This is a genomic window from Cyanobium sp. BA5m-21 (assembly GCF_024346235.1).
In the GTDB taxonomy this organism is placed as follows: Bacteria; Cyanobacteriota; Cyanobacteriia; order PCC-6307; family Cyanobiaceae; genus Cyanobium_A; species Cyanobium_A usitatum.
In genome coordinates, this window is sequence record NZ_JAGQCO010000015.1 from 22,212 (window position 1) to 44,665 (window position 22,454).

Genomic DNA, 22,454 nt, shown 5'->3' on the forward strand with positions numbered 1-22,454 from the left:
GGCCCAGAAGGAAGAGTCAATACCCGAGCTCCAAGATCGGGTATTAAGAAGTCCCGGTTCCACCGCTGCTAACTTACTGTCAACACTTGGCGTGACTGTGACTGCCACCCTCTCCCGCTCCACCTTCACCGGATTGCGCTGCAAGGAATGCGGCCATCCCTACGAAGCGAGCGCTCGCCACGTCTGCGAAGACGTCTGCTTCGGACCGCTGGAAGTTGTCTACGACTACGAGGCGATCAAAAATCGGGTTAGCCGGGCCACGATCGAGGCGGGGCCCGCTTCTATCTGGCGCTACCGCGAATTCCTGCCGATTGAAGGCGATCCAATTGATGTAGGTACGGGCTTTACGCCACTGCTCAAAGCCGGCAACCTGGCCAAGCGACTCGGCCTCAAGAGCCTCTACATCAAGAACGACGGCGTCAACATGCCGACGCTCTCGTTTAAGGACCGGGTGGTGAGTGTGGCCCTCACCCGCGCCCGGGAGCTGGGCTTCACCACGGTGAGTTGCGCCTCCACTGGCAACCTGGCCAACTCCACCGCCGCAATCGCCGCCCACGCCGGCCTCGACTGCTGCGTGTTCATCCCCAGCGATCTGGAATTGGGCAAGGTGCTGGGCACCTTGATCTACAACCCCACATTGATGGCGGTGCATGGCAACTACGACCAGGTGAATCGCCTCTGCTCCGAGGTGGCAAACACCTTCGGCTGGGGCTTCGTCAACATCAACCTGCGCCCCTATTACTCCGAGGGCTCAAAAACCCTGGGCTACGAGGTGATCGAGCAGCTGGGCTGGCAACTGCCAGACCACATCGTGGCGCCCCTGGCCTCGGGCTCCCTGTTCACCAAGATCCGCAAGGGTTTTGATGAATTTATCAAGGTGGGGCTAGTAGAGGAGAAGCACGTGCGCTTCAGCGGCGCCCAGGCCGAGGGCTGCTCCCCGATCGCCCAGGCTTTCGCGGCAGGCCGGGACTTCATCACGCCGGTGAAGCCCAACACGATCGCCAAATCGATTGCCATCGGCAACCCGGCGGACGGCCCCTACGCCATCGACATCGCCAAGAAGACCAACGGCAGCATCGCCGCCGTCAGCGACCCCGAGATCATCGAGGGCATCAAGCTGCTGGCTGAAACCGAGGGCGTTTTCACCGAAACCGCAGGCGGTACCACCATCGCCGTGCTGAAGAAGCTGGTGGAGCAGGGCAAGATCAATCCTGACGAAACCACCGTGGCTTACATCACCGGCAACGGTCTCAAGACGACTGAGGCGATCGCCTCCTCCATCGGCGAGCCCTACCTGATTGAGGCCCAGCTCGACAGCTTCAAAGCGGCCTGGGCAAAAGCGCAAGCCTCCCACCAGGGGTGATCACCACTAGCACTGATCACCCCAGCCATTCCCCACGCCCCTCCAATCCCCGCCATGGCAGTTCAGGTTCTGATCCCCACCCCCCTGCAGAAGTTCACCAACGACGAGGCCAGCGTGGATCTTGATGCCTCCAGCGTGGATGGCCTGATCGATGCCCTCGAGGGCCGCTATCCGGGGATCAAGGGTCGGTTGTGCGATGAGGCCGGCAAATTGCGCCGCTTCCTCAACGTCTACGTAAACAGTGAGGACATCCGCTTCCTCGACAACCAGGCCACCAGCCTCAGCGACGGCGATGAGGTTTCGATTGTTCCCGCCGTGGCCGGCGGCTGACCGAAGCCTCCGGGCTCGAGCCAACTCTTAATAGTGTTCAGATCCCGCGAGGAGCCAGAGCAATGACCCAGGCCCCGATCCAGTCGATCCCCACTACCGGCTCTGCCCAGTGGCAAGCCAAGGCAGAGCTGTTCGACTACCGCCAGGCTGCCAATCCGGTGCGAGCAGGGCTAACCGAACCTATCCCCCTACGCCAATGGGACCCAGCCCTGCACCAGTCAGGGCCCACGGCGGTTCTGCCTCTCGATCTCAGCAGCGAGCTCGGCTGTAGCGCCCCGGCCACCAGCCCTGGCCTATCGGCCAACTTTTTGCGCATCGAAGCTGGTGAAGGCCTCAAGGCAGCGGCGAACGCCACCAGCTTGCTGTTTTATGTGTTGCAAGGATCGGGCAGCCTCAAGCGTGCTGGCACGCCGCAGCTTGACTGGAGCGCTGGGGATCTTTTTGTATTGCCAGCTGGCGAGCCCCCCCTGCTAACTGCAAAGGCCACCAGCGTTCTTTACTGGGTGCACGACGGCCCCCTGCTCAGCCACCTCGGCGTCAAGGCCAGCACCGCCCGCTTCGAGCCAACCCACTACCCCGCCGCCCTGCTGCAGCGCGAACTAGATCAGCTACTCGCCGATCCCAGCTCTGCACGCAGCAACCGGCTGAGCCTGCTGCTGGCTAACAGCGATCTGCCCCAAAGTCGCACCGTGACCCACACCCTTTGGGCCATGCTCGGAGTGGTGCCTGCTGGCGCCATCCAGCCACCACACCGGCACCAATCGGTGGCTCTTGATCTAATCATCGATTGCGACCCGGGCTGTTACACCCTGGTGGGAACGGAGCTCGATGCCAGCGGCTCCATCGCCAACCCCAGCCGCATCGACTGGCAGTCCGGTGGGGCCTTCATCACACCGCCGGGCTACTGGCACGCCCATGTGAACAGCAGCGAGCGGATGTCCCGGTTGCTGCCGATTCAGGATTCGGGCCTACACACCTACTTGCGCAGCCTCGACATCCGCTTTTCCGGTGGCCTGCAGGGCAACGGCTGAGCCAGCCGGCTGCGGATGGGCCGCCTCATGGCTTGTCACCACCGATCTGAAAGCCTCACCTTCGATGGTTTCATCTCGGATCAGCATTTCGACCAGCTCATCCATTAGGGCGCGGCGTGGCTGCAGCAAGGCCACGGCCTGGTCGAGGGCTGAGCTAGCCAGTTCGCGCACCAGGCCATCGATGCGATTGCCGGTTTCTCGCGAATAGGGCGGCTCGGAACGCAACCAATCGCGGCCGAGGAAAACCTCAGCCCCATCCCCCTCCAAGGCCACCGGGCCAAGACTGGAGAAGCCGTAGCGAGTCACCATCTCCCTGCAGATGCGGGTGACCATATCCAGATCACCACTGGCACCTTGGGTCACCTCAGCGGGACCAAAAACAACCAGCTCGGCTGCACGGCCACCCAAAGCAACCACAAGCCTGGCTTGCAGGTAGGCCTTGCTAATCAACCCGGAGTCGAGGATCTCCTCGTCCGGCATCATTCGGGCAAAGCCGCCAACTCCGCCTGAGCGCGGCAGCAGGGTCACCTTGTCGAGGGGATCGGCCTTCGGCACCAAGGTGGTGAGTAGGGCATGGCCCACCTCGTGATAACCAATTAACCGCTTTTTGGCACTGTCCTGCAGCGGTGCCGCCGTCAGGCCCATGGTGATGCGTTCGAGGGCACCGGCTAGGGCGCCGTCGTCGATCTCGCTCTGGTGATGGCGTGCCGTGAGGATGGCTGCCTCGTTGAGCAGGTTGGCCAGATCGGCCCCAGAAAAACCCGGGGTGCGGCTGGCCCAGGCCGAAAGCGACACCGCCCCAGCCAGGGGGCGGCTACGGGCATGGACCGCAAGGATCGCCTCACGGCCGCGGCGATCTGGCAAGTCAATGGTGATGCGGCGGTCAAAGCGACCGGGCCGCATCAAGGCGCTATCGAGCACATCAGGTCGGTTTGTGGCCGCCAGCAGAATTACTCCGGAGTTGTCCGCGAAACCATCCATCTCGGTGAGGAGCTGGTTGAGGGTCTGCTCCCGCTCATCGTTGCCGCCACCGATACCAGCACCTCGCTGGCGACCGACCGCATCTACTTCGTCGATGAAAATGATGCAGGGCGCTTTGGCTTTGGCCTTGCGAAATAGGTCTCGCACCCGACTGGCACCAACCCCCACGAACATCTCAACGAATTCGGAAGCGGCCATCGAGAAAAACGGCACGCCGGCCTCACCGGCAATGGCTCGGGCCAAAAGGGTTTTGCCAGTGCCTGGTGGCCCCACCAGCAGCACACCCTTGGGGATCTTGGCGCCCACGGCGGTGAAGCGTTCCGGCTCCTTCAAGAAGGTGACCACCTCCTGCAGCTCCTCCTTGGCCTCACCGATTCCGGCCACATCCTCAAATCGCACCGCCACGCCGCCCTCCTCCTGCAACCGGGGCTTACTGCTGCCGAAGCCCATGGCCCGATTGGCCACCTGGGCCGAGCGACGGATCAGGAGAGCAAGTCCAGCCAAAAGCAAAAGCACCAACAAGCCATTAGCCACCAGACCAGCCGTGGCGCCATCAGCCCGGTCGTCGCGCACGTTGAGGGGCACCTTCGCCTGCTCGGCGGTGCGCAAAAGCAGCTGATCGTTACTGAATACCGGCACCGTGGCCTGGCGTCCGTCGTCGAAGCGCACCCGCACTTCCCGCTGCCGCAACGACAACTCCAGATCCTTGACCTTGCCCGCCTGAAGATCCTTCAGCAACTGGCTGTAGGAGGGAGCAGGGTCGCGAGGCGATAGTCCGTTCAACCGCATGGATTGCCCAATTGGAGAAATGCTGTCGCTCACTAGGTTCTGTCTTTGCACTGAGCTTAGCGATTTGACGAAAGGCCAGGCGACAACGGAAGATCTTGGTTTGATGTAGTAGGCCGGAATGGCTGTTCCTAAGAAGAAAACTTCCCAGGGCAAGCGCAATCAGCGCCATGCCACCTGGAAGGGCAAGGCGGCAGTGGCAGCTCAGAAAGCTCTTTCCATAGGCAAGGCAGTGCTGAGCGGCAAGGCCCAAGGCTTCATTTATCCGGTAGATGAGGAAGGCGACGACGGCGAAAGCTGATCGTCCCGAATAATCAATTAGGTCTCTGAGCTAACGCAGCAGCTGCCACCAATCCAGCGGCGGCGGCTGTCCAGCACTGCGTAACCACTGGCTAGCTCAAGCAGGGGATCCTGATAAAGGGATGGGGGCAGGGAACAAAGGCTGGCGCGCACCACGCGATCCAGCTCAGTCGCTGGCAACCAGGCTTCGCCTCGGCGGCGCTGTTTTGCTTCCGCCTGCAGGCGCCAACGTCGCGGTGATTGCCAGCTTTGGGGACGCAGCAGCCATAGCTGGGCCCAGCGCTGCCAAAGCGGCTGATAGGCCTCAAGAGCTTGGTCCCAGTGGGGCAGCCAGGCGAGTTCCTCGGCATTCAGCCCGGCAGGGGGCTCAATAGTGGCAAGGGCTTCCCTGCCCAGGGAGCGGCAACCGAGTAGCCAGCCCTCCAACAGCAACACCTCCGCTTCCACCAGCTCCTCAGCAGAGCGGTCACCCAGTCCACCCCGCAGGGTCTTGTCAAAGCGAGGCAGCCGCAGGGCTCCGCCGGCCTGCCAGACGTCGAGACAATCCAGCGCCAGGGCCACGTCATGACAGCCCGGCGGCAGCCGGGATACGCCAAAAGGGTTGCCTTCAAGCGCTCGTTGCCGCTGCTCCCAGGGCAGGTAAAAGTCGTCGATTGAGGCCACTGCCAGCCCCAGCCCCAGGCCGGCGGCCCGTTGCTGCAGCACTCGAGCCATGGTGGATTTACCAGCTCCCACCGGCCCATTGAGGGCCAGCACCGCGCGCTGGCCACTGCGGCCCAGCAGCTGCAACTGGGCCAGCAGGGGTTGCACAAATCTCCGCTCTAGCTGGGAATCCATCAGGTGCCGAGCTTGAAGGCCTCAATAACCACTGCGTACACCATGCCAATGCGCAGGTTGTCGACCAGCACCCAGCCGAGTCCGGGCGTGGCTCGAACCAAACGGCCGCGCACGCGCACGACCAGCTCCACCAGCAACACCATTGTGAGCACCGCCATCGGGCGCCCACCGGGAATATGCAGCAGCACGTATGCCGTGAGATTGCTGCCGGCGTAGAAGCCCAGCAGCAGGGCCAAAACCACGCTGCTGCGCAGGCGCCAATTGCCTCGCAGATTGCCCAGCAGCTGGGCTACTAGCCGCTCGATAGCCCGATTGAAGCGGGTGAGCTGCAGGTTCGAACGCGTCACGTGGGCGAATCCTCCAGCAAGGCCTGGACATAGGAGAGCGTGATCTGCCCGCCCTGACAAGCGGGCCCCCGCAGCACGGCCGCCCCGGCGCCCAACTGATCCACCACCGCCCGCGCCCGCGCAAAGCGCTGCGGCGGTTCCGCACTGCCGTAGTGACTAAGGGTGAGCAGGCAGGCCAGTCCGGCGCTAGCGGCAGCCGCAAGACCATTGCCGGAATCTTCCAGGGCCAGCGCCGTGCTGGCGGGGTAGCCCAGCTGTTGCAGGGCCAGCCGGTAGGCCTCCGGATCGGGCTTCTTGCGGGCCACATCTTCGCCGCACACCCAGAAGGCGAAGTGCTGGCAGAGCCCCCCCAGCAGGTGCTCCGCCAGCGCCGCCACCGCGGCGCGACCGCTGGTGGTCACGATCACCTGGCTCAGGCCAGCCGAGCCAGCAGCAGCGATCAGCTCAGCCACCCCGGGGCGCAGCCGCAGCTCGCCGGCGGCCACCAGAGCTCCGTAATGGTCTTGCTTGCGGGCCTGCAGCTCAGCGACCATCTCTGGCGGTGGCGGCTCGCCCAGCAGCTCCGTGAGAGCAAAAGTGATCCGCTCCCCGCCACCGCTGATGGCCAGCAGCTCGCCATAGCAGGCGGCATCCCAATGCAAGGGCACGCCAACGTCGGCAAAGGCGCGGTTAAAGGCCAAGCGATGGCCATCCCGCTCGGTCTCCGCCATGGTGCCGTCGACATCCCAGAGCAGGGCTTGCAGGGCCATCAGCTGCTCGCACCAGGGCTCATCAGGCTAGGGCTCATCGCTTCTGGGGGATGCGGCCTAGAGGCAGGTCCCGCACAATGACTTGGTACCGGTTGTTATGTCGTTGCTGCCTGCCCTCCACGAGCAACGCTGGCACCTGCCCGCTCCATTGGCGCCTGGCGCCCTGCAGGCGGCCCCGGCCAGCGATCCCCTGCCCGAACCGCTGCTGGCGCTGCTCAGCCGCCGCGGCTTCACCAGCCCGGAGGCAATCGCCGCCCTGCTGGATCCGGAGGCAGCACCGGCGGCCGGGCGCCACTTCCCCGACCTGGCCAAGGCCGTCGCGCGGCTGAAGCGCGCCTGCAGCCAGGGGGAAGCGGTGGCGATCTGCGGCGACTATGACGCCGACGGGATGACCAGCACGGCCTTGCTGGTGGGGGTGCTGCAGCGCCTTGGCGCCAGGCCGATCGCGGCGATCCCCAGCCGCATGGATGACGGCTACGGCCTCAACGCCGCCATGGTGGAGAAGCTGGCGGAGCAGGGGGTCGCCCTGCTGGTGACCGTCGACAACGGGGTGTCTGCCCTTGAGGCACTGGAGCGGGCCAAAGCCCTTGGCGTCGAGGCGATCCTCACCGACCACCACACGATTCCCGATCCGCTGCCACCGCACCTGGCCCTGCTGCATCCCCAGCGCACCCCGCCCGGATCCCCCTATCGGGGCCTGGCGGGGGTGGGGCTGGCCTATGTGCTGGCGGCGGCGCTCTGCCAAAGCCTGCGGCACACCGACGGCCAGCAGATTGCTCTCAATCTGTTTTGTATCGGCACGATCGCCGACATGGCTCCGCTCGTGGGGGTAAACCGGCGCTGGCTGATCGACGGCCTGCCCGAGCTGAGCCGCAGCCCCCTGGTGGGGCTCCAGGCCCTGCAACAGCTAGCGGGCCTCGACGAGACGCCCCTCGATGCCCAGGCGGTGGGCTTCCAGATCGCGCCGCGGATCAACGCCGTCGGCCGACTTGGGGATCCCCAGCTGGTGGTGGAGTTGCTCACCACCGAAGATCCAAGCCGGGCCCTGGCCCTGGCCCGCGATTGCGAGGCGCTCAACCGCCAACGCCGCGACCTCTGCACCGCCATCGAAGCCGAGGCCCTGGCCCTGCTCGAGGCCGATGGTCCCCAGCGCCCGGCCTTCCTGCTGCTGGCCCAGAACCACTGGCACCACGGCGTGATCGGCATCGTGGCCGCCCGGCTGGTGGAGCGCTTCGGCCTGCCCGCCGCCCTGCTCGCTGGCGAGGGCAACGGCCGCCTGCGGGCCTCGGTGCGGGCTCCCCGGGGCTTTGCGGTGGACGGGGCCCTGCAGCAGTGCGCATCCCTGCTGGAGCGCTTCGGCGGCCACCCCGCCGCCGGGGGCTTCACCGTGCGCGCCGAGCAGGTGGCCGCCCTGCACGAGCAGCTCAACCAACTGGCCCAAACCTGGCTGCAGCAGGCAGGCCATGGCACCCCGGTAGAACCGGAAGCCCTGCTCAGCTTCGAGCAGATCAACCGCAGCTTTTACCGCCAGCTGCAACGGCTCGAGCCCTTCGGCATCGGCCACCCCCAGCCCGTATTCTGGAGCCAGGGCTGCCAGGTGGCGACCCAGAAGCTGTTGCGCGGCGGCCACCTGCAACTGGAGCTGCGCCAGGGCGAGGCGAGCCTGCGCGCCATGGGCTGGCGCTGGCAGGGTGAAACCAACCTGCCGGCCTTGCTGGATGTGGCCTACCGCCTGCGGCTGGACTCCTGGCAGGGGGAGGAGCGGCTACAGCTGGAGCTGGTGGGCTTGCGAGCCAGCGCTGGTGGAGCCGTTGATGGTGGTGAGGTGGTGTTGCAGCACCACAACCGCACCTACTGGTGTCGCCGCGAGGGGGCTGGGCTGGTGGTGCGCAATGCGGCCGGCGACGAACTCACAAGCGCCGAGGGCGCCAGCCACGACCACCCCTACGTAAGAGGCCTGATGCAGGATGCGGCCCTGGCCCTGGGCCTGGTCGCCTGAGATGTCCTTACCCCTAAACCGCGGCCAGCTCCACTTCCTGTTGCAGCTCCTGCTTTTAGGGCTGCTGGTGGGCTTGGCTTGCTGGCCCCTGAATCTGGTGGATCACGCCCAGGAGCTGCTGCTGCAGCGCTTGCCCAACTTTGCCGGCGGGGCCTGGACGCTGCAGGGCCTGGCGATAGCCCTGGCGCCGGTGCTGGTGATGCCAGCGCTGCTTTGGCTTCAGGCCGGCCCCTGGGGCCGGGGTGCGGGCTCGGGCATACCCCAAACAATCGAGAGCCTCGAGAATCCCGAGCAGGCCGCTGCCTTGATGGCACCCTTCGCCACCGTGGCGCGGCTCTGCATCTGGTCGGCGGCCAGCCTGGCCCTGATGCCCCTCGGCCGCGAGGGCCCCGTGGTGCAGTTGGGAGCGGCAGTGGCCCACGGCCTGCGGCAACGCTTCCCCCGCTTGCTGGCCAAACTCAGCACCCAGAGCCTGATGGCAATCGGCGCCGGCGCCGGCCTAGCGGGGGGCTTTAACAGCCCGCTAATGGGAGCTGTGTTTGTGGTGGAAGAACTCACCGGACGCTTCCAAACAGCCGTGCTGTGGCCGGCAGTGGTGGTCTGCTCAGCAGCAGCCCTGGTGAGCAATCTCGCTGGCACACCCCTTTTCACCCTGGGCATGGTTCAGACCACCCAGCCGGAATGGCAGCAACTGCTATGGGCCCTGCCCGTCGGGGTGGGTGGCGGCCTGCTGGGCGGCCTATTCAGCCGCATCCTCTGGCAGAGCTCGGCCCTGCTGCGCCAGCGAGTACGGCAGCGGCCCCTGGCCTGGGGGCTGGGGCTGGGATTGGCCCTTGGCCTGATCGCCTTGGCCAGCGGTGGCTGGAGCGGTGGTGATGGCGAAGCCCTGATGGCTCAGCTGCTTGAAGGTCGCGGCAGCTTGCCGGTGCCAGGCTCGCCCCTCAGCGTGATCGGCTGGCTGCTGGTGGTGGCAGCCCGATTGGTGGCACCGATTTTGGCCTTGGCAGCGGGAATACCCGGGGGCCTGATTGATCCAGCCTTCGCCATTGGGGCCCTGTTTGGCAGCGGCAGCCTGGAGCTGCTTGGGGACAGCAGCGAGCTTGGCTTGGCCCTAGGTATGGCGGCAGCCCTAGCCGGGGCTACCCAGTTGCCCCTGATGACGGTGCTGTTTGCCCTGCGCATGGCAGGGGATCAGCAGTGGCTCTTCGGCATCCTGCTGAGCGCCGTGGTGGGTGCCTATGTGGGCCGCCAGATCCAGCCTGAGCCGATTTATCACGCCCTCTGGAACCTCGGCCGAAGTGGCGATCAGAGTGCGCCGCGGCGGTAGAAGAGCACGAAGATCACGGCAGGACCAGCCAGGGTGATCAGCGCCAGGGCGGCAAAATTGGCGATCAGGTGGAAGTCGATACCCATGGAGATTGCTGCCGTAGAGCAGTAGTCGCTGTGGGCACAGGTTAGGGGTCGATCCCAGCGGCCCATGCCTGCCGGCAGGCTCTGTGACGGCTTGTCACAGCGGCAGTAGAGCCTTGAGCTGTGGCTGAATGGAGTTAATCGCTGCAGGGGGATGGCCAGGGACGATCGGGCCCATTGGGGATGCATCACCGGCTGCGGAGCCTGCTGCCGGCTGGATCCCAGTCTGCGTCAGGAAGCAATCGAGGCGCTTAGCCCAGAGCAGCAGGAGCAGTATCTGGCCATGGTTGGCCCCGATGGCTGGTGCATCAACTTCAACACCGGCGCGCGTAGTTGCCGCATCTATGCGGACCGACCTGACTTTTGCAACGTGGCCAACCTGGTGCAGCTGTTTGGCACGGTTGACGATCCAGGCGCCGGCGACCGCCTGGCTATTGGCTGCTGCCTGCAGCAGATCCGCAGTGAATACGGAGGCCGTGGCAGGGTAATGAAACGCTTTAGGCGTGCCATACGGAAGCGTTTATGAGCAGCGAACCCGATCCAAGCGCCAACCGGGCAGGCAGTTGGGGTGCCGCCTTCCTGACCACCTTCACCACGGTCTTCCTGGCTGAGCTTGGGGACAAGACCCAGCTCGCCGCCCTCCTGCTCTCTGCCCAATCAGGCAGGCCAGTTGTCGTGTTTGTTGGCGCCTCCCTGGCCCTGATTAGCTCCAGCCTGGTAGGGGTGTTACTTGGCCGCTGGCTGGCCAAGGTGATGCCGCCACAGCAGTTGGAGCGCCTGGCGGGAATCCTGATGGTGGCCCTGGGCCTGTGGCTGGGCCGGCAAGCCGTACTGGGCCTGGTTCCCAGCCCCTCCGACCTTCCCCTCTCCTAACCGCAGCGCTACGCCATGCCCTTCGCCCTGCTCGCTTCCACCTTCGCCACAGTGTTTTTGGCTGAGCTGGGAGACAAAACCCAGCTGGCCATCGTGACCATCAGTGGCACCTCAACCCGCCCTGGAGCGGTGTTTGCCGGCAGTTCCGCTGCCCTGGTGCTGGCCAGCCTGCTGGGCGCAGCCGCCGGCGGCTCCCTATCCGCCGTGATCCCCACCAATGCCCTGCAGCTGGCAGCCTCGGTTGGCTTTCTGGTGATCGGCGCACGCCTGATCCAGCGATCGAGCAGCCCGGAAGCCGAAGAATCGTCAGCTGACTAATATCAGTCCATGAAGGCCTTGGCGGCCGTGGGCATCGCTCCGAGTCCAGTCCGCCATCAACCGGCTTCAGTCCAGCCACCGCCCCTGCACCCCGGGTTCTCCGGGGCGGCCCCCTGCCAACCAGCCCTCCCATCGATGAAGTTCACGGTCGCCGACCTGCTCGACCAGCTGCCCGCCCAGGAAGCCCTGCCGCTGACAAAGCTGGAAAAAGCCCTGGGCATCAGCCAAAAAGCTGAAAAGCAGCAGCTTCAGATCGGCCTCGACGGGCTCAGCCGCCTTGGCCTGCTCGAGGTCAGTGAGGCCGGCGTCGCCCGCCGCGAAGACCCTGAACTGATCGCCGCACGGCTGCGTTGCTCCAGCAAAGGCTTTTGCTTTGCCCTGCGCGAAGACGGCGGCGAAGACATCTACATCCGCGATCACCAGCTCAACCACGCCTGGAATGGCGACCGAGTGCTGGTGAAGGTGACCCGCGAAGGCGGCCGTCGCCGCTCACCCGAAGGCGGGGTGCAGTGCGTTCTTGAGCGCCACACCACCTCGCTGCTGGCCAAGGTCGAGCAGCAGGATGAGCGACTGGTGGCCACCCCCCTAGACGACCGCCTGCTAACGGCGGTGGAGCTGCCAGCTGGCGACGCCGCCCATCTCGATTGCGAACAGGCATCGGTGGTGGAAGTGCTGGTGGACCGCTATCCGGTGGGGCAATTTGCCCCTCAGGGTCACGTGGCGCGCAGCCTGCCTGTAAACGGGGGGGAAGAAGCCGACCTCGACCTGCTGCTGACCAAGCACCGGCTCCACAGCCGCCCCCAGCCACCCCGGGCAACCCTCAAAACCCTGGCCGCCAAGGAGCGCATCGACCTCACCGCCCAAGCCACCCTGCTGCTTGAACCATGGAGCGGCAAGGAAGCCCCCGCTCTGCCAGCCCTGAGCATTGAGGAGCGCGACGGCGGCTGGACCCTGTGGGTGCACACCCCGGCCATCGCTGAGCGCTTCAGCGCCGGCAGCACCCTGGACACCTGGCTTCGTAACCAGGCTGACGCTTACTGCACCGGAAACCAGTGGCTACCGCTGCTGAGTCCAGCCCTGGCCAAGGCCAGTTCCTTCAAGGTCGGAGAGGTGCAGGAAGCCCTGTCGGTGGCCCTGGAGCTGGGCGCTGACGGCAGCCTTGAGCACTACCGCTTTAGCCGCAGCCAGATCAATCCCGTGGCGGCAGTCGGTTTGGAAGCACTAAACGCCCTGGCGGAGCGCAAACCCAAGAGCCGCACCGTGCCAGCGGCGCTCAAGGGGCTGAAGGAGCAGCTGGGCCTGCTGGAGCAGCTCATCGCTGTCACTGGCCTCCTGCGCCAAAGGCGGCAAGCGGCAGGATCCCTCGACCTCAACCTGCCCCTGCCCGCCATCGACAGCCTGGGAGATCTGGCTGTGCCCGGCCCCGACAGCGCCCTAGCTGGCTGGCTTGTGAGCCTGGAGCCCCACCATCCCCTGGCCCTGATGCGCGAAGCGGTGCTGCTAGCCGATCAGGCCCTAGGCCAGCACCTGGCAACGTTGGAACTGCCGGCGATATATGCCACCAATGCCCTGGCGGACCCCAGCGACCTCAACGACGTTGCCCGGGCTGCTCTGGCCCTCGACATCCCGCTGGAGCTGAGCGAAGAGGGCAATGCCAGTGCGGCTGAATTGGCCGCCGCCTTCGCTGGCACCGACCGCAGCCGGGCCCTGCAGCAGCAACTGCAGGCCATCCTCAAACCGATCCAGCTCAGCACCAGCCCCGGACCCCATGCCCTGGCCGGCCTGCTGGAAGAGGGGGCAGCCCTAGCCCCCTGGTGCTGCCCAACCCTGCACTACGCCGACCTCTGGAACCAGCAACTGCTGGTGCTGCTGCTCACCGAGGGCAAGGACCGCCCCAGTGTGCGCCACAAAACCACCGTCGATCTGGCATCGGATGCCTGCCACGGCGCCATCGACTGGCCGCTGCTGGCCCCTAGCCAGCTCACTCCCTACCTGGAAGTTCAGGAGCATGGGCTGGTGCAGCGTCTCAATGGCCGGCGCCGCTTTTTATCTGAACTGCAGGCCGACCTGCTGGCCATGCTCCAGGCCCGCCAGGCCGAGCCCTTAGTGGGGCAGGTGCTTCCTGGGGTAATCAGCGGTGTGCAGAGCTACGGCTTCTTCGTGGAGGTGCCCCCTTCCCAGGTGGAAGGCCTGGTGCACGTCAGCTCCCTCAAGGACGACTGGTACGAGTACCGCTCCCGCCAAAACCGCCTGGTGGGACGCAAAAACCGTCGCACCTACATGCTCGGTGACCAGGTGCAGGTGGAGATCCAGAAGGTGGATGCCCTGCGCCACCAGATCGATCTGGCCGTGGTATTGCCCGATGGCTACGAGAGCGATACGGCCGACTCCTATCCCCAAAACCAGGACCAAAACCAGGACCACGACGACATCGACCCCTTCGCGCCCATCGCGGTACTGAGCGAGGTCTGAGCCATGGTTCGGCCATCCGGAACCAGCTCCGGAACGGGGCCGGTGGTGCTGGCCGTTTCTGGCGCCTCGGCCCAGCCCCTCGCCCAGCGGGCCCTGCAATTGCTGCTGGAGGCGGGAGAAGCGGTGGAGCTGGTCACCTCTCGCGGAGCCATTGGCGTCTGGCAGGCCGAACTGGGACTGAGGGTGCCCTCAGAACCTGATGCCCAGGAAGCCTTTTGGCGGGAACGCACCGCTGTAAGCACCGGGCAGCTGCGCTGCCACCGCTGGAACGACCAGGCCGCTGGCATTGCCAGTGGCAGCTTCAAAACCCGCGGCATGGTGATCCTGCCGGCCTCCATGGGAACCGTGGGGCGCATCGCTTCGGGGGTAGCCCTGGATCTGGTGGAGAGGGCCGCCGATGTTCACCTCAAAGAGGGGCGCCCCCTTGTGATCTGCCCGAGGGAAACCCCCTGGAGCCTGGTGCACCTCCGCAACCTCACGGCCTTGGCCGAGGCTGGTGCCCGCATCGCCCCGCCGGTGCCTGCCTGGTATCACCAACCCCAATCGATCGAAGACATGGTGGATTTTCTGGTGATCCGCGTCTTTGACGTGCTCGGCTACGAGCTTGGCAACCTGCGCCGTTGGCAGGGGCCGCCGCACCAGCCAGGATCCCAAGGGGCACCAGCCGCCGGGACGACTTCCCTCTAGGCCGCCCTCCTCACCCCAGTCGATCCTTTGGCCCTGCTGCAACGCCTGCTGCTGCTCCCCCTGCTGGCTCCCCTGCTGCTGGTGCTGCTGGTAGGCGCCCTAAACCCCCGACCCAATGCGGCCCTGCGCCTGCTGGTTTGGACCAGCCCGGCCCTGCCAATCGGAGCCTGGATAGCCCTGGCCGCCAGCGCGGGAGCCGGGCTGAGCGCCGCCGGTGCCGCCCTAGCCCTGCGCACTGGGCCGCTCACCCTGCGCCGTCAAGTTGGCCGCGGCGCCAGTGCCCCCGAGGAGAACTGGAGGCAGCCGCAGCAGCAAAACCAAAGCGAGCCAGCAAGGCCAGCCCCTCGAGCCGCCGCCGGGCCGCCGAGACCCCCTGGCGAACCAGCCCCAACCGTTGCCGTGCCATTCCGGGTGATTCGCAAAGGCAGCAATCCAGCTTCAGCAGGCGAACCGGTTGTGACCCAGGCCGCTGCCGTGGGTGATGGCTGGGACAGCCCCAGCAGTGACGACTGGTGAGCTAACTGCCTAGCAACCTGCGTAAAGTCCAAGGACGATGCCGAAAGGGGCCTGCAACGGTGAGCGAATCCGCCCAGCCAGCTGCCAAAGATCAGCCCGCAAAGGCCAAACCGCCTGCAGTGGAAGACCAGCCGTTTGAGATCTTTGTGCCCCAGCTACTGATCCCGGCCCTGGCCAAAGAGATCCAGGGCTACGGAGGAGCTGCTGCCGAACTGGCCTTTGTGCAAGGAGCCATGCCCGTGGTGGGGTCGGAGTGCTGGATGGTTCAAGGGGAGCTGCCGGGTCGGCGTCGCTTCTGGCTGTGCTTCACCAAACCAGATATCAGTTCAGCCAAAACGGTGGCTTTGGCAGAGGCAGGCGGCCAGCCAAGCCTGCTGGAGTCGTTTCTGATCGACGAGAAGAAGATGAGCCTGGCGCTGCTGGTATCGCGGCTGGTGCAGCGGCTCAACGGTCAGAAATGGCTCGGCCCGAACTGACGGCCACGCCCTCTACGATGCAAGAACTGCCGTAAGCCGCAAGCCTCGATGGTGCCTCCAGCCTCAACTGCCAGCGCTACCGCCAGCCCCAGTCAAGCCTCTGTGGGCTCGCCCGGTGCACCAGCCGTCAAAGATCCGGCCAAGGACACGATCCTTACGCCCCGCTTCTACACCACAGATTTCGACGCCATGGCGGCGATGGATCTGCGGCCAAATGAGGTGGAGCTTGAGGCCATATGCGAGGAGTTCCGCAAGGACTACAACCGCCACCACTTCGTGCGCAACGGCGAGTTTGAGGGGGCAGCCGAGAAGCTAGATCCTGATACCCGCAGGGTTTTCGTTGAGTTTCTTGAGCAGAGCTGCACCTCTGAATTTTCTGGCTTCCTGCTCTACAAGGAGCTCAGCCGCCGCATCAAAACCAAAAATCCGCTGCTTGCCGAGTGCTTTGCCCACATGGCGCGCGACGAGGCCCGTCATGCTGGCTTCCTCAATAAAGCCATGGGAGATTTTGGGCTGCAACTCGACTTGGGCTTCTTGACCGCCAGCAAGTCGTATACCTTCTTCAAGCCTAAATTCATCTTCTACGCCACCTACTTGAGCGAGAAGATTGGCTACTGGCGCTACATCGCCATCTATCGCCACCTAGAGCAAAATCCAGAAAGCAAGATCTTCCCGATCTTTAACTTCTTCGAGAATTGGTGCCAAGACGAGAACCGCCATGGCGATTTCTTTGATGCCTTGATGAAGGCTCAGCCAGACACCGTGCGGGGCTTCACCGCCAGGCTTTGGTGCCGCTTCTTCCTGCTGGCAGTGTTTGCCACCATGTACGTCCGAGATGTTGCTCGAAAAGAATTCTACGAAGCCCTGGGCCTCGATGCTCGCGAATACGACAAGGTCGTGATTGCTAAAACCAACGAGACTTCCGCCAGAGTGTTCCCCGTGGTGCTGAATGTTGACCATCCCAAGTTCTACACCCGCCTAGAGCGTCTGGTTAGCAACAACGCCAAGCTCAGCGAGGCCGACGTAAGCAGCGCTCCTGGAGCAATAAAAGTTTTGCGCAAACTGCCTTATTGGATCGCCAATGGCGCAGAAATGGCCAAGCTTTATTTCACCCCTGCCATCCGCAGCGAGCAATTCCAGCCCTCAGTTCGCTGAGCAAGTGCGCTGATTTTTTCTTGATGCGCTGACCATTCTGATATGCCTGCCAGCCTTTGCCTGGCCTGCAGTTACATCATTCCTTCGCTGAGTTCTTTTGGTTGCCTCCAAACCGGTTGTTCTCCAGTCGGCTGCAGCCCAGCCGGCAGTGGTAGCGGCAGATGCATTTGATCAAAGCTGGATGCTGCGGCTGGAGGCCTTACTGGCGAGCGCCAGGGCAGCAGGTGCCGATTTAGTTGAGATATTCCTGGAGCGCACCGACCACCTCGGCGTCTTGGCTGAGCAGGACACCATCACCAGCGTCAGCCCAGCCTTCGGCATGGGCGCTGGTATCCGGGTGTTCCTGGGCGACCGCGATGGCTTTGTTAGCACCAACGACCTGAGTGATCTCGGCCTGATGCAGGCCCTTGAGCAAGCCCTCGGCATGCTCGGATTGAGCCACAGCAGCAGCAACTCCAGCCCCTTCGAAGGTCTGCAGGTGATGCGAGATTTCGCCGCCGCCAAGCTGGACTGGCTTGATAGCTGCCCCTCCCTAGCTGAAGCCACCTTGAAGCTGCTGGAGGGCACCTGCCGCCTCGAGCACCACGGCAGCCACCTACAGGCCAGGCGCGGCAGCTACTCCCGCGACTGGCAGTCGGTGCTGGTTGCTGCCAGTGATGGCACCTTTGCCCGCGACATCCGCCTGCACCAGTCCCTCGGTTTAAACGTGCTTGCCGCCGACGGCGACCACCGCGCCGGCCTCGGCCGCCGCTACGGCACCTCCGATCGCCCCGATGACCTGCGCCAATGGGACGCGGACGCCGCCGCCCAGGAGGTGTGCTCGAGTGTGGGCACCATGCTCTACGCCGATTACGTCGAAGCCGGTCAGATGCCTGCGGTGCTGGCCAACCGCTTCGGCGGCGTGATTTTTCATGAGGCCTGCGGCCACCTGCTGGAAACCACCCAGGTGGAGCGGGGCACCACCCCCTTTGCTGAGATGGTTGGCCAATCCATTGCCCACGAGGCCGTCACGGCCATCGATGAAGGCCTCAGCGACGGCGCCTTCGGCTCCCTTTCTATGGACGACGAAGGCATGGAGCCCCAGCGCACCGTGCTGATCGAAAACGGGGTTCTCAAGCGCTTCCTCAGCGATCGAGCCGGCGAACTGCGCACCGGCCACAGCCGTACGGGCAGCGGCCGGCGCCAGGGCCATACCTTTGCTGCGGCCAGCCGCATGCGCAACACCTTCATCGCCGCCGGCCCCCACACCCCCGAGCAGCTGATCGGCTCCGTCGACAAGGGGCTCTATTGCAAATCGATGGGCGGCGGCAGCGTCGGCCCCACCGGCCAGTTCAACTTCGCCGTGGAGGAGGGCTACTTGATTGAAAACGGCCAGCTCACCAAACCGGTAAAGGGGGCCACCCTGATTGGCGAAGCCAAGGAGGTGATGCCGCGCATTTCGATGTGCGCCAACGACCTGGAACTAGCAGCGGGCTTCTGTGGCTCCGTGAGCGGCAGCATCTTCGTGACCGTCGGCCAGCCCCACATCAAGGTGGATTCAATCACCGTGGGAGGACGCTGACCATGACCCAGCCCACCATCCAGACCCTGAACGCCGAGGCCCTCAGCGGCCGGCTCCAGCAACTCGCCCAAGGCGCCGGCATCCAGCAATGGGATCTCGGCGCCTCCTGCAGCACCGACACCTCCGTGCAGGTAGACCGCGGCGAAGCCAAACAGATGAAAGGGGCCCAACGCAGCGCCATCACCTTGCGGGTGTGGAACGGCGACGGCCTAGTTGGCATTACCAGCACCTCAGACCTCAGCGATTCCGGCCTGGCCCGGGCCTTGAGCGGCGCCCGCGACGCCAGCGCCTTTGGCAATGCGGAGGAAACCCCGGCGTTCTCGACCCTGGCCACCGCACCCCTGGCCCCACTAGATCAACCGCTGCATCAACCCCAGCCGATCCTCAGCCTGCTGGACACCCTCAAACAGGCCGAACGGCAACTGCTTGATCGCCACATAGCAATCGCCACAGTTCCCTACAACGGCCTAGCCCAGCGCAGCAGCGAGCGCCTCTATCTCAACAACGAGGGGGCCTGCCGCCACCAGACCCTGACCACCGCCAGCCTCTACCTCTACGCCAGGGCAGAGGAAGCCGGTCGCAAACCACGCAGTTCCGGTGCCGTGCGCCTGGCCTACGGCACCACCGAACTCGACATCGCCGGCTGCATCGAAGAGGCCGCCGAGCGCACGATCGCCCACCTTGACTACGCACCGATCGAAACTGGTTACTACACCTGTGTTTTCAGCCCGGAAGCCTTCCTCGACTTGATCGGGGCCTTCAGCAGCCTCTTCAATGCCCGGGCCGTGCTCGATGGGGTGAGCCTCAGCCACCGCGACTCCCTCGGCGACAGCGTTGCCGTGCCCTTTCTGAGCATCCGCGATAACGGCCTGCACCCCGGCAATGTGGGCGCCTCTGCCTTTGATGGCGAGGGCACCCCCACCGCGCCCCTAGACCTAGTGGCTGGGGGCGTGCTGAAAAACTTCCTGCACTCGGAGGCCACAGCCCGAGCATTTGGGGTGGCGCCCACCGGCCATGCCGGCATGGGAGCAAAGGTGTCGGTGGGGGCCGATTGGTTCGAGATTTGGGCTACCCCTGGCAGCGACGGCGGCCAGCAGGGTCTAGATCGCTTAAACCATTCCGGCCCCGTTGTGGTGATCGACTCCCTGTCGGCGCTACATGCTGGAGTTAAAGCCAGCCAGGGTTCCTTCTCCTTGCCCTTTGACGGCTGGTTGGTTGAGGGTGGGGTCAGCCGCTCGATCGAAGCCGCCACCGTCGCTGGCGACATCCGCACCGTGATGAAGGCGATCGTCGGCTTTGAAGGCCTGGCCAAGATCACCCCGGATGGCCTCTGCCCTTACGTCTGGGTGGAAGGGCTCTCGATCACCGGCGAGGCCTGATCATCTGTCCTTGAAGATCCTGTTTTGGGGCACCCCCGCCTACGCCGTGCCCAGCCTTGATGAGCTGGTGGCGGCAGGGCACGAGCTGGTGGGGGTGGTTACCCAGCCAGATCGGCGGCGGGGGCGGGGCAAGGACTTACTGCCAAGTCCTGTCAAGGCACGCGCCCTGGAGCTAGGCCTGCCGATATTCACGCCGGAGCGGATCCGCCGCGAGCCCGAGCTCCAGGGCAGGCTTGGCGCCCTCGGCACCGATGTGTCCGTTGTGGTGGCATTTGGCCAGATCCTGCCGCCAGAGGTGCTGGCCCAGCCCCCCCTGGGCTGCTGGAACGCCCACGGCTCCCTACTGCCCCGCTGGCGTGGCGCCGGACCGATCCAGTGGTGCCTACTGCAGGGCGACAGCAGCACCGGCGTCGGGATTATGGCCATGGAGGAGGGCCTCGATACCGGGCCGGTGCTGCTGGAGCGCTCTATCTCCATTGGCCTGCTGGAGAACGCCCAGCAGCTGGGGCAGCGGCTCGCCCAGCTCAGCGCCGAGCTGCTGGTAGATGCCCTGCCGCGCATCGAAACCGCCGGAACGGGACCAGAAGCCGAACGGCTAGCCCGGCTCGGGGTTCGTGTCCAGGGAGAAGTGGGCCTCAGCTACGCCCGGATGCTCACCAAAGACGACTTGTTAGTCGACTGGAACCAGTCGGCTCTGGAAATTCATCGTCGGGTGATGGGCCTGTACCCCGGCGCCGTCACCCAGTGGCAGGGCAAGCGGCTAAAACTTCTAGCCACCGAACCTCTGGTCGCCAGGCTCGCTTCTCAACTGAGCCCAGAAGCCCGCTACTTACTAGCGGAGCCAGCAGCATTTTCGAAAGGATTGTTGTCGGCAGCAGCGGCGCCCGGAACCGTGCTAGCGCTTGCTGCCGATGCGGGCCTGGTGATTGGCACTGCTGGCTGCCCATTGCTGGTAAGAGCAGCCCAACTGGAGGGCAAGTCACCTGCCCAAGGCCAGAGCTTGCTGCAACAACTGGGCTGCAGCGCAGGTGATCAGCTTGGGATCACCTAGACCCAACTTAAGTTCTGTGTTGCTAGGGCTCCCTCACTTTTCGGCGCTAGTAACCGCAGCTAGAGAGGAAGAAGACCTTGCTCGGCAACCATGGGAAACGACAGGCCGCTACGTGGTCAGCCATGAGCAACAGCCCCACTTGCACCACCGGGTAGCAAACCTGGCCAGCGCCTATGCCACCTGTCACGGTTTTGAAATGGGGCGACAGAACAGCGGGCCCCTAGCTGCCCAGGCAGCTGGTTGATCCTCAAGGCTCGCCCGCAGACAGTGGAGCGGCAACTGCCTTGCGGTGGATGGCGTGCAGCCCCTCAAGTTGGTTGTGCACAGACAACAGCTGGTCGCGGATGTGCTGGCTGTTGTCGATGCGCCCCAGGGCCAGCAGCATCGACTCGATCTGAACCTTGCAGTCGATCAGGACTCGGCATTCAGGGGATCCGGGCTCGTAGGGCATAGGGGCATTCATCAACGTCCCTATCCGAGCGGAGACAACCCTTAGCCGGTGTGTCGATTGCTGCCGTTAGGGCTAGATCAACGCCCAGAGCTGTAGCGCCCCCGACGGCCCCCGTCGCTGCCGCTGCGGGAGGGTCCGGCTGGGGGTCCACCCCTGCGGGCACCACCGCCCCTGCCCTTACCCCGACCACCGCTGAGATCCAGGGGTGGAGCAGAGAGCACCTTGGGCTCAAAACCGGGCACCTCCTGCCGCGGCAGACGGGTGCCGATCATGCGCTCAATGGCCCGCAGTAGCTCACTTTCCTCAGCTGCCACCAGGGAAATTGCGTGGCCGTTGTGGCCGGCCCGGCCGGTGCGGCCGATCCGGTGTACGTAGTCCTCCGCCTGGTTCGGCAGGTCCAGGTTGACCACGTGGGGCAGCTGGTGAATGTCAATGCCACGGGCAGCCAGGTCTGTTGCCACCAGCACCCGCAAAGAACCAGCCTTGAAGTCGGCCAAGGCTCGGGTGCGAGCTCCCTGACTCTTGTTGCCATGGATAGCCGAAGCCGACATCCCCTCGCGGGTGAGTCGCTCGGCCATGCGGTTGGCGCCGTGCTTGGTGCGTGAAAACACCAGCACCTGCTGCCAGTTGTTGCTGCTGATCAAGTGGCTGAGCAGATCACCCTTGCGATCCATGTCGCAGGGATGGAGCAGGTGCTCCACCGTGGGAGCGGTGCGGTTTTCGGGAGTGGCCTGGAGCTGCACCGGGTTGTGCAGCAGGCCGGTGGCAAGGCGGCGAATATCCCCAGAGAAGGTGGCTGAGAACAGCAGGTTTTGACGCTTGGGCGGCAGCAGGGCCAGGATTTTCTGGATATCGCGGATGAAGCCCATATCCAGCATCCGGTCGGCCTCATCGAGCACCAGGATCTCGACCCGGTCGAGCCGCAGGGCTTTCTGCTGATAAAGGTCCATCAGCCGGCCCGGGGTGGCTACCAGCACGTCAGTGCCGCGCTGCAACCTGGAAATCTGGGGATTCACCTTGACCCCGCCGAACACCACGTCGCTGCGCAGATCGAGGTAGCGGCCGTAGGCCCGCACGCTTTCGCCAACTTGGGCAGCCAGCTCGCGGGTAGGGGTGAGCACCAGGGAGCGAACAATGCCGGCGCGGGCGGGGGGGCCGTGGCGCAGGCGCTCCAGCATCGGCAGGGTGAAACCGGCGGTCTTGCCCGTGCCGGTCTGGGCCGCCGCCATCACGTCGTGACCCGCCAGCACCGCCGGGATGCACTGGCCCTGGATCGGTGAGGGCTTGGTGTAACCCTTTTCGGTTACCGCCTTCAAGATCGGCTCACCCAGCCCAAACGATGCAAAGTCGAGCAGCTCGGGAGCATCGCTGCTGAGCGCAGC

Annotated in this window: 24 protein-coding genes; 17 read left to right on the forward strand and 7 right to left on the reverse strand. The window is 64.8% G+C overall.

All coding sequences use genetic code 11. From position 1 onward, the window contains the following. The first annotated feature begins 97 nt into the window (after nt 1-97). From thrC to KBY72_RS06485, 3 genes are all read left to right on the forward strand, one after another. Nucleotides 98-1,363, forward strand: coding sequence for a threonine synthase (gene thrC, locus KBY72_RS06475; RefSeq protein ID WP_254960665.1), 1,266 nt, complete (start codon nt 98-100; stop codon nt 1,361-1,363). Between the two features lie 12 nt (nt 1,364-1,375). Next, nucleotides 1,376-1,693: a MoaD/ThiS family protein gene (locus tag KBY72_RS06480; protein ID WP_254960667.1), complete on the forward strand. Its 318-nt coding sequence runs from the start codon at nt 1,376-1,378 to the stop codon at nt 1,691-1,693. 62 nt (nt 1,694-1,755) lie between these two features. Then, a complete protein-coding gene (locus tag KBY72_RS06485; RefSeq protein ID WP_254960614.1) occupies nt 1,756-2,724 on the forward strand; it encodes a cupin in 969 nt (322 codons plus the stop codon). Here KBY72_RS06485 and ftsH read toward each other — a convergent pair. Beyond that, entirely contained in the window at nt 2,662-4,494 is a 1,833-nt protein-coding gene (gene ftsH, locus KBY72_RS06490) for an ATP-dependent zinc metalloprotease FtsH (protein ID WP_254960615.1), read from the reverse strand. The genes KBY72_RS06485 and ftsH overlap by 63 nt on opposite strands. 118 nt (nt 4,495-4,612) lie before the next feature. Here ftsH and KBY72_RS06495 point away from each other — a divergent pair, with 118 nt between their 5' ends. Continuing rightward, the gene (locus KBY72_RS06495) at nt 4,613-4,792 is read left to right on the forward strand and encodes a 50S ribosomal protein L32 (RefSeq protein WP_106501574.1); all 180 of its coding nucleotides are present in this window, start codon (nt 4,613-4,615) and stop codon (nt 4,790-4,792) included. A 17-nt stretch (nt 4,793-4,809) separates the two neighbouring features. Here the strand turns inward: KBY72_RS06495 and KBY72_RS06500 are convergent, their stop codons facing one another. The 3 genes from KBY72_RS06500 to KBY72_RS06510 are packed head-to-tail and all read right to left on the reverse strand — an operon-like array spanning nt 4,810 to nt 6,724. Further along, a complete protein-coding gene (locus KBY72_RS06500; protein WP_254960616.1) occupies nt 4,810-5,628 on the reverse strand; it encodes a hypothetical protein in 819 nt (272 codons plus the stop codon). Beyond that, nucleotides 5,628-5,975: a DUF565 domain-containing protein gene (locus tag KBY72_RS06505; protein WP_254960617.1), complete on the reverse strand. Its 348-nt coding sequence runs from the start codon at nt 5,973-5,975 to the stop codon at nt 5,628-5,630. The genes KBY72_RS06500 and KBY72_RS06505 overlap by 1 nt, the downstream gene beginning before the upstream one ends. After that, nucleotides 5,972-6,724: an HAD-IA family hydrolase gene (locus KBY72_RS06510; protein ID WP_254960618.1), complete on the reverse strand. Its 753-nt coding sequence runs from the start codon at nt 6,722-6,724 to the stop codon at nt 5,972-5,974. The genes KBY72_RS06505 and KBY72_RS06510 overlap by 4 nt, the downstream gene beginning before the upstream one ends. A gap of 97 nt (nt 6,725-6,821) precedes the next feature. Here KBY72_RS06510 and recJ point away from each other — a divergent pair, with 97 nt between their 5' ends. Next, nucleotides 6,822-8,723 carry a single-stranded-DNA-specific exonuclease RecJ gene (gene recJ / locus KBY72_RS06515; RefSeq protein WP_254993288.1) on the forward strand — a complete coding sequence of 634 codons (1,902 nt, stop codon included), beginning with the start codon at nt 6,822-6,824 and terminating at the stop codon, nt 8,721-8,723. Nucleotide 8,724: 1 nt separating this feature from the next. Continuing rightward, a complete protein-coding gene (locus tag KBY72_RS06520; RefSeq protein ID WP_254993289.1) occupies nt 8,725-10,050 on the forward strand; it encodes a chloride channel protein in 1,326 nt (441 codons plus the stop codon). Here the strand turns inward: KBY72_RS06520 and psb30 are convergent. Then, complete coding sequence (gene psb30 / locus KBY72_RS06525) at nt 10,029-10,202, reverse strand: photosystem II reaction center protein Ycf12/Psb30 (RefSeq protein ID WP_254960621.1); 174 nt, start codon at nt 10,200-10,202, stop codon at nt 10,029-10,031. The two genes, KBY72_RS06520 and psb30, sit on opposite strands and share 22 nt — an antisense overlap. Nucleotides 10,203-10,287: 85 nt before the next feature. Between psb30 and KBY72_RS06530 the strand changes: the two genes are divergently transcribed. The 11 genes from KBY72_RS06530 (at nt 10,288) to fmt (ending at nt 20,621) form a co-directional block, all read left to right on the forward strand. Next, nucleotides 10,288-10,659 carry a YkgJ family cysteine cluster protein gene (locus KBY72_RS06530; protein ID WP_254960622.1) on the forward strand — a complete coding sequence of 124 codons (372 nt, stop codon included), beginning with the start codon at nt 10,288-10,290 and terminating at the stop codon, nt 10,657-10,659. Next, nucleotides 10,656-11,006, forward strand: a complete 351-nt coding sequence (locus tag KBY72_RS06535) for a TMEM165/GDT1 family protein (RefSeq protein ID WP_106501568.1) — start codon at nt 10,656-10,658, stop codon at nt 11,004-11,006. The genes KBY72_RS06530 and KBY72_RS06535 overlap by 4 nt, the downstream gene beginning before the upstream one ends. A gap of 15 nt (nt 11,007-11,021) precedes the next feature. Beyond that, nucleotides 11,022-11,324: a TMEM165/GDT1 family protein gene (locus KBY72_RS06540; RefSeq protein ID WP_106501567.1), complete on the forward strand. Its 303-nt coding sequence runs from the start codon at nt 11,022-11,024 to the stop codon at nt 11,322-11,324. A gap of 135 nt (nt 11,325-11,459) precedes the next feature. Continuing rightward, nucleotides 11,460-13,796 carry an RNB domain-containing ribonuclease gene (locus KBY72_RS06545; RefSeq protein ID WP_254993290.1) on the forward strand — a complete coding sequence of 779 codons (2,337 nt, stop codon included), beginning with the start codon at nt 11,460-11,462 and terminating at the stop codon, nt 13,794-13,796. 3 nt (nt 13,797-13,799) lie between these two features. Continuing rightward, nucleotides 13,800-14,483 (forward strand): flavin prenyltransferase UbiX, encoded by a 684-nt coding sequence (locus KBY72_RS06550; protein WP_254960624.1) that lies wholly within the window; start codon nt 13,800-13,802, stop codon nt 14,481-14,483. A 27-nt stretch (nt 14,484-14,510) separates the two neighbouring features. Beyond that, the gene (locus KBY72_RS06555; RefSeq protein WP_254960625.1) at nt 14,511-14,999 is read left to right on the forward strand and encodes a hypothetical protein; all 489 of its coding nucleotides are present in this window, start codon (nt 14,511-14,513) and stop codon (nt 14,997-14,999) included. 59 nt (nt 15,000-15,058) lie between these two features. Next, on the forward strand, nt 15,059-15,475 hold the full coding sequence (locus tag KBY72_RS06560; RefSeq protein ID WP_254942098.1) for a DUF2996 domain-containing protein: 417 nt from the start codon (nt 15,059-15,061) through the stop codon (nt 15,473-15,475). Nucleotides 15,476-15,523: 48 nt separating this feature from the next. Then, the gene (acsF, locus tag KBY72_RS06565) at nt 15,524-16,630 is read left to right on the forward strand and encodes a magnesium-protoporphyrin IX monomethyl ester (oxidative) cyclase (RefSeq protein WP_254960627.1); all 1,107 of its coding nucleotides are present in this window, start codon (nt 15,524-15,526) and stop codon (nt 16,628-16,630) included. Between the two features lie 181 nt (nt 16,631-16,811). Continuing rightward, nucleotides 16,812-18,191 carry a TldD/PmbA family protein gene (locus KBY72_RS06570; RefSeq protein ID WP_254960669.1) on the forward strand — a complete coding sequence of 460 codons (1,380 nt, stop codon included), beginning with the start codon at nt 16,812-16,814 and terminating at the stop codon, nt 18,189-18,191. A 2-nt stretch (nt 18,192-18,193) separates the two neighbouring features. Then, entirely contained in the window at nt 18,194-19,570 is a 1,377-nt protein-coding gene (locus KBY72_RS06575; RefSeq protein ID WP_254960628.1) for a TldD/PmbA family protein, read from the forward strand. A gap of 10 nt (nt 19,571-19,580) precedes the next feature. After that, the gene (fmt, locus tag KBY72_RS06580) at nt 19,581-20,621 is read left to right on the forward strand and encodes a methionyl-tRNA formyltransferase (protein WP_254960629.1); all 1,041 of its coding nucleotides are present in this window, start codon (nt 19,581-19,583) and stop codon (nt 20,619-20,621) included. 247 nt (nt 20,622-20,868) lie between these two features. Here the strand turns inward: fmt and KBY72_RS06585 are convergent, their stop codons facing one another. Both KBY72_RS06585 and KBY72_RS06590 read right to left on the reverse strand, forming a co-directional pair. Further along, nucleotides 20,869-21,084 (reverse strand): hypothetical protein, encoded by a 216-nt coding sequence (locus tag KBY72_RS06585; RefSeq protein WP_315859527.1) that lies wholly within the window; start codon nt 21,082-21,084, stop codon nt 20,869-20,871. Nucleotides 21,085-21,149: 65 nt separating this feature from the next. Further along, entirely contained in the window at nt 21,150-22,427 is a 1,278-nt protein-coding gene (locus KBY72_RS06590) for a DEAD/DEAH box helicase (RefSeq protein ID WP_396093466.1), read from the reverse strand. Between the last annotated feature and the right edge of the window lie 27 nt (nt 22,428-22,454).

Coding starts and splice junctions, on each gene's coding strand:
- KBY72_RS06485 (WP_254960614.1), top strand. CDS start 1,756: ATGACCCAGGCCCCGATCCAGTCGATCCCCACTACCGGCTCTGCCCAG.
- recJ (WP_254993288.1), top strand. CDS start 6,822: ATGTCGTTGCTGCCTGCCCTCCACGAGCAACGCTGGCACCTGCCCGCT.
- KBY72_RS06570 (WP_254960669.1), top strand. CDS start 16,812: ATGCTGCGGCTGGAGGCCTTACTGGCGAGCGCCAGGGCAGCAGGTGCC.
- ftsH (WP_254960615.1), bottom strand. CDS start 4,494: ATGCGGTTGAACGGACTATCGCCTCGCGACCCTGCTCCCTCCTACAGC.
- KBY72_RS06495 (WP_106501574.1), top strand. CDS start 4,613: ATGGCTGTTCCTAAGAAGAAAACTTCCCAGGGCAAGCGCAATCAGCGC.
- KBY72_RS06545 (WP_254993290.1), top strand. CDS start 11,460: ATGAAGTTCACGGTCGCCGACCTGCTCGACCAGCTGCCCGCCCAGGAA.
- KBY72_RS06550 (WP_254960624.1), top strand. CDS start 13,800: ATGGTTCGGCCATCCGGAACCAGCTCCGGAACGGGGCCGGTGGTGCTG.
- KBY72_RS06540 (WP_106501567.1), top strand. CDS start 11,022: ATGCCCTTCGCCCTGCTCGCTTCCACCTTCGCCACAGTGTTTTTGGCT.
- KBY72_RS06530 (WP_254960622.1), top strand. CDS start 10,288: ATGGCCAGGGACGATCGGGCCCATTGGGGATGCATCACCGGCTGCGGA.
- KBY72_RS06585 (WP_315859527.1), bottom strand. CDS start 21,084: ATGAATGCCCCTATGCCCTACGAGCCCGGATCCCCTGAATGCCGAGTC.
- acsF (WP_254960627.1), top strand. CDS start 15,524: ATGGTGCCTCCAGCCTCAACTGCCAGCGCTACCGCCAGCCCCAGTCAA.
- KBY72_RS06575 (WP_254960628.1), top strand. CDS start 18,194: ATGACCCAGCCCACCATCCAGACCCTGAACGCCGAGGCCCTCAGCGGC.
- KBY72_RS06510 (WP_254960618.1), bottom strand. CDS start 6,724: ATGGCCCTGCAAGCCCTGCTCTGGGATGTCGACGGCACCATGGCGGAG.
- KBY72_RS06500 (WP_254960616.1), bottom strand. CDS start 5,628: ATGGATTCCCAGCTAGAGCGGAGATTTGTGCAACCCCTGCTGGCCCAG.
- psb30 (WP_254960621.1), bottom strand. CDS start 10,202: ATGGGCCGCTGGGATCGACCCCTAACCTGTGCCCACAGCGACTACTGC.
- KBY72_RS06535 (WP_106501568.1), top strand. CDS start 10,656: ATGAGCAGCGAACCCGATCCAAGCGCCAACCGGGCAGGCAGTTGGGGT.
- KBY72_RS06520 (WP_254993289.1), top strand. CDS start 8,725: ATGTCCTTACCCCTAAACCGCGGCCAGCTCCACTTCCTGTTGCAGCTC.